This window comes from Acinetobacter sp. KS-LM10, from assembly GCF_036896575.1.
GTDB lineage: Bacteria > Pseudomonadota > Gammaproteobacteria > Pseudomonadales > Moraxellaceae > Acinetobacter > Acinetobacter avistercoris.
On the sequence record NZ_CP145906.1, the window covers coordinates 2094926 to 2109971 of the forward strand.

At 36.9% G+C, this 15046-nt stretch carries 15 protein-coding genes, 1 tRNA gene and 1 pseudogene; 7 read left to right on the forward strand and 10 right to left on the reverse strand.

What is annotated here, in order from left to right; genetic code table 11:
• The first annotated feature begins 29 nt into the window (after positions 1 to 29).
• The 4 genes from V5M36_RS09565 (at position 30) to V5M36_RS09580 (ending at position 6312) form a co-directional block, all read left to right on the forward strand.
• Positions 30 to 809: an A1S_2505 family phage non-structural protein gene (locus V5M36_RS09565; RefSeq protein WP_338558326.1), complete on the forward strand. Its 780-nt coding sequence runs from the start codon at positions 30 to 32 to the stop codon at positions 807 to 809.
• Positions 810 to 914: 105 nt separating this feature from the next.
• Positions 915 to 2348, forward strand: coding sequence for a GGDEF domain-containing protein (locus V5M36_RS09570; protein ID WP_338558328.1), 1434 nt, complete (start codon positions 915 to 917; stop codon positions 2346 to 2348).
• Positions 2349 to 2477: 129 nt separating this feature from the next.
• Positions 2478 to 3938, forward strand: coding sequence for a sensor domain-containing diguanylate cyclase (locus V5M36_RS09575; protein ID WP_338558331.1), 1461 nt, complete (start codon positions 2478 to 2480; stop codon positions 3936 to 3938).
• Between the two features lie 247 nt (positions 3939 to 4185).
• Positions 4186 to 6312 carry a calcium-binding protein gene (locus V5M36_RS09580; protein WP_338558333.1) on the forward strand — a complete coding sequence of 709 codons (2127 nt, stop codon included), beginning with the start codon at positions 4186 to 4188 and terminating at the stop codon, positions 6310 to 6312.
• Between the two features lie 76 nt (positions 6313 to 6388).
• Here the strand turns inward: V5M36_RS09580 and V5M36_RS09585 are convergent, their stop codons facing one another.
• The gene (locus V5M36_RS09585; protein WP_338558335.1) at positions 6389 to 6571 is read right to left on the reverse strand and encodes a hypothetical protein; all 183 of its coding nucleotides are present in this window, start codon (positions 6569 to 6571) and stop codon (positions 6389 to 6391) included.
• A 215-nt stretch (positions 6572 to 6786) separates the two neighbouring features.
• Here V5M36_RS09585 and V5M36_RS09590 point away from each other — a divergent pair, with 215 nt between their 5' ends.
• Positions 6787 to 8013, forward strand: coding sequence for a pyridoxal phosphate-dependent aminotransferase (locus V5M36_RS09590; protein WP_338558337.1), 1227 nt, complete (start codon positions 6787 to 6789; stop codon positions 8011 to 8013).
• A gap of 341 nt (positions 8014 to 8354) precedes the next feature.
• On the opposite strand, the pseudogene V5M36_RS09595 reads toward V5M36_RS09590, so the two are convergent.
• Positions 8355 to 8669: pseudogene (locus V5M36_RS09595) on the reverse strand (winged helix-turn-helix transcriptional regulator); the annotation flags it as partial.
• 150 nt (positions 8670 to 8819) lie between these two features.
• On the opposite strand from V5M36_RS09595, the gene V5M36_RS09600 reads away from it, so the two are divergent.
• Positions 8820 to 9254, forward strand: coding sequence for a PaaI family thioesterase (locus tag V5M36_RS09600; protein ID WP_338558340.1), 435 nt, complete (start codon positions 8820 to 8822; stop codon positions 9252 to 9254).
• Between the two features lie 65 nt (positions 9255 to 9319).
• On the opposite strand, the gene V5M36_RS09605 is transcribed toward V5M36_RS09600, so the two are convergent.
• Positions 9320 to 9778 carry a hypothetical protein gene (locus V5M36_RS09605; protein WP_338558343.1) on the reverse strand — a complete coding sequence of 153 codons (459 nt, stop codon included), beginning with the start codon at positions 9776 to 9778 and terminating at the stop codon, positions 9320 to 9322.
• Between the two features lie 239 nt (positions 9779 to 10017).
• Here V5M36_RS09605 and V5M36_RS09610 point away from each other — a divergent pair.
• Positions 10018 to 10093 (forward strand) — tRNA-Asn (locus V5M36_RS09610).
• Between the two features lie 499 nt (positions 10094 to 10592).
• Here the strand turns inward: V5M36_RS09610 and V5M36_RS09615 are convergent.
• From V5M36_RS09615 to V5M36_RS09645, 7 genes are read right to left on the reverse strand one after another with little or no spacing between them, the layout of a single operon-like run.
• The gene (locus V5M36_RS09615; protein ID WP_338558345.1) at positions 10593 to 11246 is read right to left on the reverse strand and encodes a tRNA-(ms[2]io[6]A)-hydroxylase; all 654 of its coding nucleotides are present in this window, start codon (positions 11244 to 11246) and stop codon (positions 10593 to 10595) included.
• Positions 11247 to 11259: 13 nt separating this feature from the next.
• The gene (gene pdxJ, locus V5M36_RS09620; RefSeq protein ID WP_338558348.1) at positions 11260 to 11985 is read right to left on the reverse strand and encodes a pyridoxine 5'-phosphate synthase; all 726 of its coding nucleotides are present in this window, start codon (positions 11983 to 11985) and stop codon (positions 11260 to 11262) included.
• Between the two features lie 18 nt (positions 11986 to 12003).
• Entirely contained in the window at positions 12004 to 12714 is a 711-nt protein-coding gene (gene recO, locus V5M36_RS09625) for a DNA repair protein RecO (RefSeq protein WP_338558351.1), read from the reverse strand.
• A 20-nt stretch (positions 12715 to 12734) separates the two neighbouring features.
• Positions 12735 to 12938 (reverse strand): NF038104 family lipoprotein, encoded by a 204-nt coding sequence (locus tag V5M36_RS09630; RefSeq protein ID WP_338558353.1) that lies wholly within the window; start codon positions 12936 to 12938, stop codon positions 12735 to 12737.
• Positions 12939 to 12963: 25 nt separating this feature from the next.
• Entirely contained in the window at positions 12964 to 13992 is a 1029-nt protein-coding gene (gene era, locus V5M36_RS09635) for a GTPase Era (RefSeq protein ID WP_445206269.1), read from the reverse strand.
• Between the two features lie 6 nt (positions 13993 to 13998).
• Entirely contained in the window at positions 13999 to 14691 is a 693-nt protein-coding gene (rnc, locus tag V5M36_RS09640) for a ribonuclease III (protein ID WP_338558355.1), read from the reverse strand.
• Positions 14663 to 15037 (reverse strand): DUF4845 domain-containing protein, encoded by a 375-nt coding sequence (locus V5M36_RS09645; RefSeq protein ID WP_338558357.1) that lies wholly within the window; start codon positions 15035 to 15037, stop codon positions 14663 to 14665. The genes rnc and V5M36_RS09645 overlap by 29 nt, the downstream gene beginning before the upstream one ends.
• Between the last annotated feature and the right edge of the window lie 9 nt (positions 15038 to 15046).

Sequence of the window (15046 nt, forward strand, 5' to 3'; positions counted from 1 at the left end):
AGTTAAACCGACTGTATTTGTGAACGCATATGTCTTATCAATATCATGATGAAAGTATCATTAAAAGTTTAACCGAAGACACTGTATTTGTTTTTGGAAGCAACTTGGCTGGCACACATGCAGGAGGAGCTGCAAAAACTGCACTACTCCACTTTGGTGCAATCAAAGGTGTCGGCCGTGGATGGTCAGGTCAAAGTTATGCCATCCCAACGATGAACGAACATTTGCAACAAATGCCTTTATCTCAAATCCAACATTATATTGAAGACTTTAAAATCTATACCAAAAACCATCCTAAAATAAAATATTTTATCACCTCGCTAGGTTGTGGCGTCGCAGGCTATAAAGTTGAAGAAATTGCACCAATGTTTAAAGGAATTTCTAAAAATGTGATTTTTCCTGCTAGTTTTAGACCTTTTGTGGAAAGAACTCTACCTCGATTAACGCAAAACTTATTACACGCGTTTATTTCAGAAGATGTAATTTTCAACACTGAGCCCAATGACGTCATTCAACAACTGCCATTAACCGATGCAGAAAAGAGTTTAGCAACAATAGTTTTAAATACGCCGATGTATCCAATTGACAGTAATGGTCGTGACAGAGTCTTTGAAATTCAAGATATTCTTTACAAACTGGAATCTAAAATGATCCAACTTGAACAAAACCCAGATGGATCAATCATCTTCGGTGGCGTCATTTTGGCATTACTCGAACTCTACAATATTAATGAGCAGGATTTTATTGATGTTTGGCATGGCAAGAAAACGATTGCAGCCCCTAGAGCAGAGCATCGTGCTAAAAAATAATCGCGCTTAAAAATGATATTATTTGCTCATCTTGGTGTAAATCTATTATATTAATCAAAATCTTGTTCAATTATTGATTAACACCTTAGCAAATTGAGTAGAAATATGGAGCAGTTGGATCTACGTATATTTGATTTATCTCCAATTCCAATGTGGATTCAAGATTATAGTGGTGTCAAAAAAATCTTTGAACAATGGACAGCTCAAGGCATCGTCGATATTCGATCCTACTTACTTGAATATCCAAATCGAATGCTACCCTGTTTAGCCACGATTAAAACATTGAGTATTAATCAGAGCACTTTAAAACTTTATGAAGCCAAGAATTTAGAAGAAATTTTAGCTAATTTTGCAAAATTTCATTTTGAAGAAATTACAATTCCTCAGGTTCATTTTTTTACAGGTTTATGGCAAAAAATACCCGATTGTGTTTTTGCTCCTGTCAATTACACCTGTACTGGCAAGCAAATTGATGTCCAATTAAAAGCCAACATTATTCCTGGTTATGAGCAGTCTTGGGAAAGGATATTATTAACAACTGAAGATATCACGCCTTATCAAAATGCTAGACGTTATGCCGAGTCAATTTTCACATATAGTCCAACCTCATTGTGGATTAATGATTTTAGTAAAATAAAACAGCGCTTTAACACGCTACGTCAAAATAATATTTTAGATTTAAAACAATATTTGACAGATCATCCTGAATATTTACAGCAATGTTTTGATGACATTACCTTTATTGATATTAATCATTCAGCGCTAAAATTATTTAAAGCAAGAAGTAAAACTGAGTTCTTAGACAATATTCATCAAATTTTCTCGATCTATAATCATCAAACATTTACTGAAAAATTATTAAAGCTTTGGGATGAAAATTACGATCAGCAACATGAATGTACTTACTACACGATGGATGGTCAAACGATTCATGTCGTCGAGCAATTTAATATTTTCCCACAAAACAAAAATGACTGGCGTGTGACTCAAGTCGCTTTAACTGATATTACAGAACGCAAATTTATGGAAAGTCATTTAGAGTTTCTGGGTAAGCATGACATCTTAACCAAACTTTATAATCGAACATTTTTTAATGAAGAAGTTTCTCGCTTAGCTAAAAATTCAATTCATCCTATATCTAGTATTTATTTAGATGTGAACGGCCTGAAGGCTATCAATGATCGTTTTGGTCATGGAGCTGGTGATCAACTCCTTGAACGATTAGGTGAAATATTAATTAAGAGTACTGTAAATACGGAGTATTCTGTTTCCAGAATAGGTGGTGATGAGTTTGTAATTTTGATGCCTCAGGCGGGCAAAGCGCAAGTACAACACATCGTTCAACTTTTAAATCAATATATTCTTGATGACAATCATCAAAATGAAAATTTTCCAATCAGTGTTTCAATTGGACATTCCACCATACAATCTAATGAAAGCATTGAAGATTTAATCCGTAGAGCTGATCAGACGATGTATGATGAAAAGCATAAGCATTACCAATTAAATACTCATCCTGAAATTTCAATTGAAGTGTAAAATTGATATTTCCAACACTCAAATTAATGCGACAAAATTAACAAATATTCAGTATTTGACATTATGAATCACGATACTTAATATTATATTATACAAATAATTACGAATGAATATACATAGGATGAGGTTATGGAGTTGTTGGAGTCATCAATTTTCGAGCTATCTCCTATTCCAATGTGGCTAGAAGACTATAGTGAGACAAAAAAACAATTAGATATTTGGAAATCTGAAGGCGTAACTGACTTAAAAAAATTTCTAGAAAAAGATCTTTCTCGCGTAACGCTCTGCGCACATAAAATTAAAATTCTAAAAGTAAATCAACAAACATTAAAATTATTTGAAGCTCAAAGCCTAAAACATTTAACTCAAAATTTAGATATTGTTTTTCAACAAGATATGTATAAGTCTCATCTTGTAGAGTTAGTTGCACTCTGGGAAGGTAAAACTGAATTCAGTAGCACTGCTGTCAATTACACACTGTCTGGAAAACGCTTAGATATAAAGCTAAGAGCGATTATTCTACCAGGTGCTGAAGAGAGCTTGGATCGTTTATTAATTACCACCGAAAATATTACAGACTATATCAATGCCAATCGCTTAGAAGAAAAAAACCGACTTTTAGCTGAGGCACGATTTGATTACTCACCCACTTCTCTGTGGGTAGAGGATTTTAGCCGTGTCAAGAGTCGTATGGATTACCTTAAATCCATAGGGATTGAAGACTTTAGAACTTTTCTTGATGTACACCAAGACTTTGTAGGCCAATGTGTTGAAGATATTATTTTACTGGATGTAAACCAAGCAACTTTGGACTTGTTTAAAGCATCAGACAAAGATGTGATGTTTAAAAGTTTAAAGCAAATTTTCTCTAAAGAGATGCATCAGACGTTTAAAGAACAGTTAATCGAGCTTTGGAATGGAAAAATCCATCACAGCCGAGAAGCCATTAATTATGCTCTAGACGGCACCATCCGTCATGTATTATTGCAATTTACCGTATTCCCAGGTTATGAACATGATTGGGGGCTGGTGCAATTGGCTTTAACCGATATTACAGCACGTAAAAAGGCTGAAAATTATTTAGAATATTTAGGTAGCCACGATGTTCTCACCAAACTCTCTAATCGTTCATTTTTTACAGAAGAACTCAATCGTTTAGAACGTTCACTGGTTCGTCCAGTTTCTGCAATTTTTATCGATATGAATGGCTTAAAACGCATTAATGATCATTATGGACATGATGCTGGAGATGAAATTTTACGTAGAATGGGCAATATCTTAAATCGAACCATTAACAAAACAAATTTTACTGCCTCTCGCATTGGAGGTGATGAATTTGTCGTGTTGATGCAAGGTGCCACTGATATGACAGTTCAATCTACGCTGCTCACCATTCAAGAATTACTGAATATTGATAATCAATACTATTCTGGTCATTGCATGAGTTTATCCATGGGTTATGCATCAACTTATGAACATGAATCAGTTCAAGAAATGTTAAAACGAGCTGATCAAGCCATGTATAAACAAAAAAAAGACTATTATGATTATTTTAAGCAACAAGACAGTATGGCACCCACAACACCTTAGTTAGGGTCATTTCGCCTATTATCGAATCCAATGAAAGTAATTCATTTTTTATTCAAAGCATCTAGGCTCTCAATTTTCAATGAATGTGAACTGGCTTTGAGAAAGTTAATTTTATCGGGAAAAATTTCATTACCCAGTAAAGTGTGATAAAAATCACTTTTAAATTTTAAACAATTTTTATTTATAAAAAGTCATTCGTAAATACCAAAACAATCATGAAGAGACCAATAAACAAGAGATAAAAATAATGGCCTTATTCAGTTTTAAATCTTTAAACTTTCTTCCCAACTTTAAATTTAGCTCAGTACTGTCTATTCCTGCTCAACTGATTGGCAATGGATTAGTGACCGTTGCCAATGTTATAAAAACAGCCGTTGACGACGTTGTTGCTCCTATGACTTTAGTTGGAAATGCTCTTGTGGGTAAGCCCTTTGATATTGTGCATGCGCTTGCGGACACTATCATTGATACCGTCACATCAACATTAAGTGATGTCGGCAGCACTTTAGGTGCAACGGTCAATCTAAATGATAGGCGTCTCAAGAGTGAGACGATTAATACTGAGTTAAAGCTTGATCATCTATCGAAAATTACGAATTTTAAAACATCTCATCAAATTGATGATGCAGTTACCGATCAACCATCAGACACTTCAATCACTTTAAGCCAAGGACTGAAAGTAAGCGCTAAGAACGATCCTGTGTCTCCTCGTCATGATTGGCAAAATTTTAATCATAAAACAGCACCATCATCTTTCTCAAAAGCTTTCCATGCAGTTGAATTAAGTGGTCAAAAAAGTTATCGGGTGAGTGACGATACTTTCCGTCAAGTCCAAGAGTTGTATCAGCAGTTTTCTGAAGCGCCATCACTTCAAGTAAAAAATCTCTGGCGTCCAATTTATAGCGCGATTAAAAATGATCTTTTATCAAATAATGCTGTTGATAAAGGCACAAGAAACTGGTTAAAAGTAGCTGAGGCTGTAGCAACAGCAAATCCAAAGAGTTTCCTTTATCAATATGTGCGTTTAGGTACAGAAAAATCATTGGCTGAAAAAGGTATTCACTTTAGCAATGAAGATTTTTATCAAGCATCCAACATTCTAATTAAGACATTAGCAGACAACTTCATTAACGTTGTCAAAGACGCAGCAGGAAATATTGTCGTACCTATAGGCTATTTACCTAGCTCTGATGGTCAATATGGCCTCGTTCATATGGATGCCACACAAGCACTGAATAATTTAGGTGGTACTTTGGCAGATTGGTCGGGTATTACACCTGCGGGTCTTTTAGATCACTATTTAGGAGTAGATACGTCTAAATTGAATGGTGGAGCAAGTCGCCCATTTTCTTGGTATTTGGAATTATTTGGCGATGTGGTTAAAGCCAACTTTAAAGCTGGTGCAAGTTTAATAGATGTGGTCAGTCAAATTGCTAACGAAGGTCTTAATTTTATAGGCCAATTCATCAATGGTGAATTATTCCATCATGGATTTTCTTCTAAAGATCAATTGGTCAATACCTTGACCCAGCTCGCTTATACCTACGCAGGTGATTTTGCAGGCTCCGTTGCGATTGCTACTAATTTATTTAATCCCAAGACCAATATCATTACCACTCTTATTCCTTTCGGAACCACATTACATGGTAAGGCGGGCAACGATGTCATTAAAGGTGGGATGGGTCACGATAAAATTTATGCTGGCAATGGTGATGATCTGTTATTCGGTGGACTGGGGAATGATATTTTAGATGGCGGTGATGGTATTAATGTTTTGGTTGGGGGTCGTGGCAATGACACCTACTATGTGAATTCAAACCATAATTTTGTTCTAGAACATGCTCAGCAAGGAATCGATACCGTTTTAAGTACGGCAGAACACTTCCATCTTAGCAAGAATGTTGAAAATCTCATCTTGAGTGGTCAAGCAAACATCAGTGGTACAGGGAATGCTGAAAATAACATGATCACAGGTAATCTGGGGAATAACAGCCTATTTGGGGGCGCTGGAAATGATACTCTTGAGGCGAAAGGTGGACTGTTTAATCTTCTCAATGGTGGAACAGGGAATGATACGCTCATTGGTAGTTTAGGCAATGAAACCTATGAGTTTGAACTTGGCTTCGGTCAAGATCTCATTCAAGAAAAAGGCGGTAATGACATTATCAAATTTGGACAAAATATCAATATCGATGATTTACTCATTAAAAACACTGGCGTAGATAAAATCATTTCAATTCAAGGTACGACTGATCAAATTAAGATAAAAGACTGGGAATTAAGTGTGAGTCATCAAATCGAATCGATTCAATTCCATAATGGTGATCGATTTGACTTACAAAAACTCGAATACCATACCAATTTCTACGCTTAACTCATTAATATCTACACTTAAATCAACGATTCTTGTTAAAAAATAGGTGCCTATGCACCTATTTTTTATTTAACCATTAACGCTTACCAAATGAACGTCTTGTACCACGCGGTGGCATCCAAGTACGATCAGCATAAGGTTTTGGTTTTGGGCGTAAATCTTCTACTTCTTCATCCGCAGCTTTCGCATCATTCACTTGCTTTACTGGAAATGGAAGTTTAAACATCGGTTTTTTTTGCGGAGGATTTTGCGCACTCATTAGCCATAACTCAATTCAATCTTTCTCTATTGTACGAAAAAAACGATGTTTTTGCGAGTCTATCCAAAATACAATAGCTACAAGCTTTAACGTTTTTCAATATTTTAATGTTTTTTCGATATTTTGCGCAAATATTGAACGACGCTGTCATCAAAATTGAGCTAAGATAGTGTGCTTTTTTATTTTTTTAATCCCCCATAAGAAGGAATACTGCCGTGGACGTACGTCTCTCTGATCGTGTCAATGCCATCAAACCGTCCCCAACGCTTGCTGTAACAAACAAAGCGGCTGAACTTAAAGCTGCTGGCAAGAATGTAATTGGTTTAGGTGCAGGCGAACCGGATTTCGACACCCCGCAACACATCAAAGATGCTGCAATTGCAGCAATTAACAACGGTTTTACAAAATATACTGCTGTTGATGGTACGCCAGGTCTAAAAAAAGCAATTATTGCCAAATTCAAGCGTGACAATAATCTCGATTATGCTGCAAACCAAATATTGGTCTCTTGTGGTGGTAAACAGTCGTTCTTTAACTTAGCTTTGGCTTTGTTGAATAAAGGCGATGAAGTAATCATTCCTGCACCATTCTGGGTAAGCTATCCAGATATGGTCATCATCGCTGAGGGCGTGCCTGTTATTGTAAAATGTGGTGAAGAACAACGCTTCAAAATCACGCCTGCGCAATTAGAAGCGGCAATTACTGATAAAACACGTTTAGTGGTTTTGAACAGCCCATCAAACCCTACAGGTATGATTTATACCAAAGCTGAACTTGAAGCTTTAGCTGAAGTTTTGCGTAAATATCCTGAAGTTTATATTGCGTCTGATGATATGTATGAACCTATCCGTTGGGATGACGAGTTCTACAACATCGCCACTGTAGCGCCTGATTTATATGAGCGCACCATCGTATTAAACGGTGTGTCTAAAGCTTATGCAATGACTGGCTGGCGTATTGGCTATGCAGCGGGCCCTGCAAAGCTCATCGGTGCAATGAAAAAGATTCAATCTCAATCGACTTCAAACCCAACATCTATTTCACAAGTTGCTGCTGAAGCTGCATTGAATGGTCCTCAAGATGTACTTGAGCCGATGATTGAAGCATTTAAACGTCGTCATGATTTAGTGATGGCAGGCTTAAATGACATCAAAGGTATTTCTTGCTTACCTGCTGATGGCGCGTTCTATGCCTATGCCAACATCAAACCGTTAATTCGTGCCAAAGGCTTAAAATCTTGCACAGAATTTTCTGAATGGTTACTTGAAGAAACAGGTGTTGCTGTTGTTCCTGGCGATGCATTCGGTTTAGGTGGTTTCATGCGTATTTCATATGCAACTGCTGATGAAGTGCTTGTAGATGCCCTTGCGCGTATTAAAAAAGCTGCTGATTCAATCGAAGGCGTTGACGCTGCGATTGCATCAATTGCTGCTGAAAAATAATTTAGCTTGATTCCCAAGAAAAACCCCACGAATTTCGTGGGGTTTTTTTATGAAAATATGAGTTATTAAAACCAAATAACACAATATTAAATTTTAAGCTTTAATAACGCTACTTACTTAAAAACCAAAATAAATATTAATAAAATCAAAAAACTAACACTTAAATATTTTTTTATTTATGAATGAGATTCAATACAAACCGATTAAACACAATTCAAAAAAGAATCATTAAGCTCAATATAAACACTCAGTGGCAATTTTAAATCATGATGTTTAAAGTTTAGTATCAATATTATATTTTAAGCGCGAATAGCATCAATAAACACATCAGGTATTTCAGCTTCCGTCCAATCCCCACCCCACTTCACCATCGCTAAGAGAATAGGTTTCAGCGCTACACCTTTTTCAGTCAATACATATTCAAATCGCTGTTGACGCTCTGTATATGCTTGTTTCTCAAAAATACCTTGTGCAACCAGCCGTGATAGACGCTCAGCCAATACATGCCTAGTTACACCTAGATTTTGCTGAAATTGCTCAAAACGAGTCATACCTAAAAAAGCATTGCGAATGATTAACAATGTCCAGCGATCGCCAAAAACAGCTAAACCTTGTGCAATCGGGCAATTCTGCCCTGTAGCCTCATTCCATTTCATGACGACTCATTCCAAAATTTAAGAAATATTATATTGACTATAGTTTATACAAGTCGCTAAGATATTAACAAGTTCTTTTTTGGAACTTATTGATCTAGCATTTTAAATAGATATCCCATTTTGAATACAATAAGATGTAAAGGAAAAAAGATGAATCCAAAAGAAATGACAGGATTGCAACTTCTTCAGGCTATGGCTGCGGGCCATATTCCCCCTGCCAGTATCAGCCAAACCATTCCCATGCAACCTAGCGAGATTGAAGATGGAAAAGTCATCTTTAAAGTTCAAGCAGATGATCGTCATCTAAATCCGCTCGGTGGTGTTCATGGTGGTTTTGCAGCAACTGTGCTCGATACTGTCACAGGATGTGCAATTCATACTGTTTTGGAGGCAGGTGTAGGATATGGAACAATCGATCTGAATATCAAAATGTGCCGACCGATCCCTAAAGATAAATCTTTAACTGCTATTGGCACAGTGATCAATACCAGTAAAAATTTAGCCATTTCTGAAGGCAAAATTATTGATGAGAACGGTAAACTCTATGCACATGCAACAGCGACATGCATGATTATCCGTGGATAAGCCTAATTAAAATGATCTATAGCACCCTACTGGGTGCTTATGTTCATTCAAAAAAATCAGACAGTTTAAATCGTTGAATTAATCGATTTAAACTGTGAATTTTTCGGTTTTACGGAGCATTGGCAGGCTTTGAACGTACAGTAGTTTTGAAGCACATTATCTATGCTTAAGATTTTACTTTGTTTATTTTTGACAGACCAAGCCTGTGTTTCATTACGACCAGTTAATACATTGCCGGTAATTGCATAAAGATAGAGATCTTTCTCTTGATCTACATTGTCATCTTCAGCATTTAGAAATAATTCAAAATGATATCCGATCGGTGCTTTTGCCAACCATTTTTGTGCAAACCACAGTTGTAATAAGTCACCTAAACAAAGCGCTTCTTTTTTGAAAGGCCAAACTTCAATATAAGCCTCAGCCACAGGGGTTTGATACTGATTTGGATCAGAAAGAATGACGAGATAGTTTTCTTTGTAAAAAGAAAAATTAGAAAATATTTGAGAAATGCTAAGCGTATTCATTCGCTGTCTCCGAGTTTAGCCATTTTAGTGCTGGCAAGTTGGTTTAAATCCACACTGTTTAAGCAACCGCTTAAACGCTCTGTTATGAATTTAATCTAACAAGCTGAATCGGTTGGTGCAAGTTTTTTTCGCATTTTTTGGTATTTTGACCAAATAAAGAGCATATAAGCGCAAAGTGACGTCTTCGTGACAATTTAAGCTTGACCCTTGCTAAAATCCCCTTATAATCGCATTCAGATTCTCCAATAGCTCAGTCGGTAGAGCGACGGACTGTTAATCCGCAGGTCCCTGGTTCGAGCCCAGGTTGGAGAGCCAAATACTAAAAAGCCCACTCATTACGCAGTGGGCTTTTTTTATATTCGAACTTTTTACAAATACGTTCATGTATTAACATGTTCAAGTATTATAAAAATGAATAATATGAAGATGAGTACGTAATCAGTCTTTTTAAGAACATTGCAATGAAAGTAAAATAATCATCAAAGATTGAGATTTTTATCATTATCAAAACTAAAATATCAAAACTAAAACAATAGACTTTTTCAAAAGCCATTATTTACAAAACACTCTCATCAATAGTATTCCCTCATCCTGAACTCCTCCGACAGGGAGAAGGGATTTTTACGTATTAATTTATTGCTTTTTAATGAACATTTTTTGACTCATGAAAGAGATCTAATTAAATCTCCTTTTAAGCAATCATGCAGAATCATCAACATACTTGCATTCAAAGTAATATCAACGAGCCACACAACCAAGAGCAATCACTTGAAAATAGAAATAAAAAATCCTCCATTAAGGAGGATTTTTTCAATTAAGCGGCCTTTAATGGCGTTCCACTATGAAATCTAAATAATTCATCTGGAGCCAAAATTAGATTTTTTTCTACTTCACGAAAATGTGCAATACGCGCTTGTATATCTTCTGCAGGATTTTTCAATTTTGAGCTTTTGGCTACATCCAAAGCTAAAGATAGATAATCCTCAAAATGTCGAGATTCAGATTTAAGCAAGTAACGATAATAACGTCCTAGCTCTTCATCGACGATAGGTGCCAGCGCATAAAAACGTTCACAAGAACGCGCTTCTACAAAAGCACCAATCACCATAATATCAATTAAGGCCTCAGGCTCATAAGTACGAACTTCCTTACGTAAACCACCTGCATAACGCCCTGCACTAATTGACTGCCATTCCTGACCGCGCTTCTGCATTAATTCAAGGACTTGCTCATAGTGCAGCATTTCTTCACGTACTAATTGAGCCAGTTTAACCTGTAAGTCCGTGTAGAAATTATAGCGAAACATCAAATTCATCGCAGTACTGGCTGCTTTTTTCTCGCAGTTAGCATGGTCTTGCATCAGAATATCAAGATTGTCTTTTGCAGCATCTAACCAGGCTTGCGGTGTTTCACAGCCTAAAAAAGCAATGACTGGCTGAATCAATTGATCGTATTTAGTATTTGACATCATTTCACTTTCATTAAGATATAGCTTGAATCGCTGCTTTCATGTCTTTTACGGCTTGATCCAATCCCACAAAAACACTTTCTGCAATAATTGAATGCCCAATATTCAACTCATGAATGCCCGAAATAGCCGCAATAGGTGCGACATTTTTAAGGTTTAAGCCATGACCCGCGTTAACCACTAACCCTTTAGAGATCGCATAAGCCGTGCCTTCAACAATCCGCTGTAATTCAGCCTGTTGTGCTGCTGGCGTAGCTGCATCAGCATAAGCACCTGTATGAATCTCAATAGTCGGTGCGCCACATGCTACTGCCGCATCAATTTGTGCAAAATCAGCATCAATAAACAATGACACATCACAACCAATTGCAGTCAAAGTTTGAGTGGCTTTTTGAACATTTTCAAAATGGGTCACAACATCCAACCCACCTTCAGTCGTTACTTCTTGACGCTTTTCAGGCACGAAACACACATGATGTGGTTTGATTTCTTTAGCGAATTCGACCATTTCATCCGTGACTGCAATTTCAAGATTCATTCGAGTTTTTAAGACAGGACGCATACGACGCACATCATCATCTTGAATGTGACGACGATCTTCACGTAAATGCAAGGTAATACCTTCCGCGCCTGCTTGCTCACAAATGATTGCAGCATCTACAGGGTCAGGATAAGTCGTTCCACGGGCTTGTCTTAGAGTTGCAACATGATCAATGTTTACACCAAGCAATACAGCCATAACATTTTCCTAATTCGATTAATTTTTAGATTGAGAGCTTTGGATCCAAAGTTGACGGCTCTTTAAAGGACGATCACCCAATAAAGACGTGATCATTTGACGATAAAGTTTAGTTAACAATTGTAACTGTTCAGCATTAAAATCGACACTCTTTTCATAGCCCAACATGCTGTGAATTTGCTCGCCCGAAAGTGTTGACCCACTTGAATGCGCGACTGGAATAAATCCCTCACTAAGCTGGAATTGGTAACGCATATGAGGAAGAATTTCATTTTGTTTAGAGTCATTATTAAAATCTATGGCATACCCTAATTCTTGCAATAAAACATATTCAAACTTTCTCAGAATTTGTTTTAAAAAATAATTGGGATTTTCCTGCTTAGACAATTCCTGCAAATGTAATAACGTAATGTGATACTGCTGAAATGTTTCAGGCATCGCCTCTTCTAATGGGCATAAGCGTAAAATAATTTCATTTAGATAAAAGCCTGAAAAAAAGGCATCACCATAAAAAAATATTGGATGATTGAGTATTTCTAATTTGGTGAAATTTTTGAGTTCAGATTTACCCGTCGCCTGTAAGGTGATCGGCTGATATTGCGGCGGCGGCATCTGTCTGAGTATGCCGTCCACTCGACCATATTCTTCAGTAAATAGATGAACGATATGACTGCGATCACGATATTTACGATGATGTATTAAATACCCGTGTAGGATTTCATTACGCATTAATAAATCGCTGAAGTATCTTAATCATCCTTCTTTTTTTTCTTTTTATCGGAATCATCTTCCTCATCATCCCCACCTGGAATGACTGCACCAACAACAGCCGCAGTCCCTTTCACTACACCTTTTGTGGTTTTATAGGCAACTTTAACAGGAACTGTAACAACTTTATGGATACAACCTTGCAGTACGAACATACATGCCAATATCGCTACAACTTTAATCATTACAGTTCCTTCTTAAATTAATTGTTTAGATATCACTATAACCTAAACTTTTTAATGCACGCTCGTCATCAGACCAACCACCTTTCACTTTCACCCAAAGTGTCAGCATGATTTTCTCTTCAAACATTTTTTCCATGTCTGCACGGGCATCCATACCAATTTTTTTCAACTTCGAACCTTTATCACCAATCACAATGGCTTTTTGACTAGCTCGATCGACATAAATCGTGGCATCAATATAAGTACATGCTGGCTTCATACGACCGGTTTTTTCATTTAAGGTCGCATCTTCAGTTTTAAAGGTTTCAATTTGAACAGTTAAGTCATAAGGCAACTCTTCACCCAACTGACGCATAATTTTTTCACGAATGATTTCACTCGCTAAAAAACGCTCTGAACGATCAGTCAATTGATCCATTGCATAAAGTGGTGCTTGAAAAGGTAAATACTTTTCGATTGTATCTCGTAAATGATCGAGATTTGCGCCACGTAATGCTGATACAGGTACAATTTCAGCGAAATTCATCAACTTTTCGCGTTCAAGAATCAATGGCAATGTGCTGTTTTTATTTTCAAAAGTATCAATTTTATTGATAATTAGAATGACAGGCATCTCAGCATTTTTTAGTTTTTCCAAAACGAGTTCATCGTTTTGTGTCCACTTGTCTGCATCGATAACGAAGAGTACCAAGTTCACATCACGTAGCGCAGAAGAGGCAGCACGGTTCATCATTTTATTGATTGCGCGTACTTCTTTCTTGTGCATTCCTGGCGTATCGACAAAAACAGCCTGTGATTTTTCACGGCTATCAATACCGACAATCTTATGACGCGTGGTCTGCGGTTTACGCGAAGTAATTGAAAGCTTTTGACCTAAAATGTGATTCATCAATGTAGATTTACCCACGTTTGGGCGCCCTACAATTGCAACAAAACCACTTTTAAAGTCAGCAGGAATCGTCATTCCTTGCGTACTGAAAAATTGATTTAATAAGTCATTATTTTCAGGGGTCGTTGGCTCATCAATATCTTTAGGATCATTTTGATTCGACATAATAGGTTACTGCTCCAATAGCTTTAAAATTTCCGCCGCAACTGCTTGCTCAGCAAAACGACGACTCAACCCTTCACCTATGCATTTGTTTAGGCCAACCACTGTGCACTCGACTTTAAAGTGCTGATTGGGCGCATCACCTTGTATATCTACAACCTCGTAAACAGGGAGAGGTTTTTTACGTGCTTGTAGATATTCCTGCAAACGTGACTTTGGGTCTTTCAGTTGGTCTGTGGGTTCAATATTGTCTAAATACGGTATGTACCATTTTAAGACAATTTTTTGTAGTAAATTTAAATCATGACAATCAATGTAAATCGCACCGATAATGGCTTCAACCGTATCTGCCAATATTGACTCTCTATGGTGACCACCTGATTTTAATTCACCTGTACTGAGTATTAAACTCTGACTAAGTTTCAAATCTGTTGCAATCTTACCTAAGGCTTCCTGACGAACCAAAGTCGCACGCATACGCGTCAATCGACCTTCATTTTCAGTAGGATAAGCCTCGTACAAATAATTCGCAATGATCATACCTAATAACGAATCACCTAAAAACTCTAGGCGTTCATAATTATATTTATGACTTACCGATCGGTGAGTCAGCGCAAGTTGAAGTAACTCTAGTTTTTGAAACTGATAACCGATGCGACTGAGTAAGCGTGGATCACTTACTTTGAACTGACCTTTGATCAAAACTTTTCTCGAATGTGAGGACTAAATCAATATTAAGTAAGAAAGGTTTTCTGACTTCATATTTCTTTGTCACTAGTAAACCATTTTTTCCAGTTACATGCGCAATTTCGTCAAATTGGATTTCACGAATATTGTTCATACTGAAACTTTGACTCATACGAGTCGAAAACTGTGCTGGCGTTATTTTCGCCGGACTGATAACCACTTGTTCTTCAATCAACTGATTAATTAAGCGGTCATCCCAATAGGGAGGCCACACAGCAACTAAAACCTTTAAAACAAATGCTGCAAGCACTACCCCAAGTAAAATTGCAGTATACGACGCACCTCTTTGTCTATTACCCATTTTTTATTG

Bases quoted from the DNA above. Each gene is read 5' to 3' on its own strand.
- V5M36_RS09645 (WP_338558357.1), bottom strand. From the start codon at position 15,037: ATGGGTAATAGACAAAGAGGTGCGTCGTATACTGCAATTTTACTTGGG.
- V5M36_RS09570 (WP_338558328.1), top strand. From the start codon at position 915: ATGGAGCAGTTGGATCTACGTATATTTGATTTATCTCCAATTCCAATG.
- V5M36_RS09580 (WP_338558333.1), top strand. From the start codon at position 4,186: ATGGCCTTATTCAGTTTTAAATCTTTAAACTTTCTTCCCAACTTTAAA.
- V5M36_RS09565 (WP_338558326.1), top strand. From the start codon at position 30: ATGTCTTATCAATATCATGATGAAAGTATCATTAAAAGTTTAACCGAA.
- V5M36_RS09630 (WP_338558353.1), bottom strand. From the start codon at position 12,938: ATGATTAAAGTTGTAGCGATATTGGCATGTATGTTCGTACTGCAAGGT.
- V5M36_RS09615 (WP_338558345.1), bottom strand. From the start codon at position 11,246: ATGTCAAATACTAAATACGATCAATTGATTCAGCCAGTCATTGCTTTT.
- V5M36_RS09600 (WP_338558340.1), top strand. From the start codon at position 8,820: ATGAATCCAAAAGAAATGACAGGATTGCAACTTCTTCAGGCTATGGCT.
- V5M36_RS09605 (WP_338558343.1), bottom strand. From the start codon at position 9,778: ATGAATACGCTTAGCATTTCTCAAATATTTTCTAATTTTTCTTTTTAC.
- V5M36_RS09585 (WP_338558335.1), bottom strand. From the start codon at position 6,571: ATGAGTGCGCAAAATCCTCCGCAAAAAAAACCGATGTTTAAACTTCCA.
- pdxJ (WP_338558348.1), bottom strand. From the start codon at position 11,985: ATGGCTGTATTGCTTGGTGTAAACATTGATCATGTTGCAACTCTAAGA.
- era (WP_445206269.1), bottom strand. From the start codon at position 13,992: ATGTCGAATCAAAATGATCCTAAAGATATTGATGAGCCAACGACCCCT.
- recO (WP_338558351.1), bottom strand. From the start codon at position 12,714: ATGCGTAATGAAATCCTACACGGGTATTTAATACATCATCGTAAATAT.
- V5M36_RS09575 (WP_338558331.1), top strand. From the start codon at position 2,478: ATGGAGTTGTTGGAGTCATCAATTTTCGAGCTATCTCCTATTCCAATG.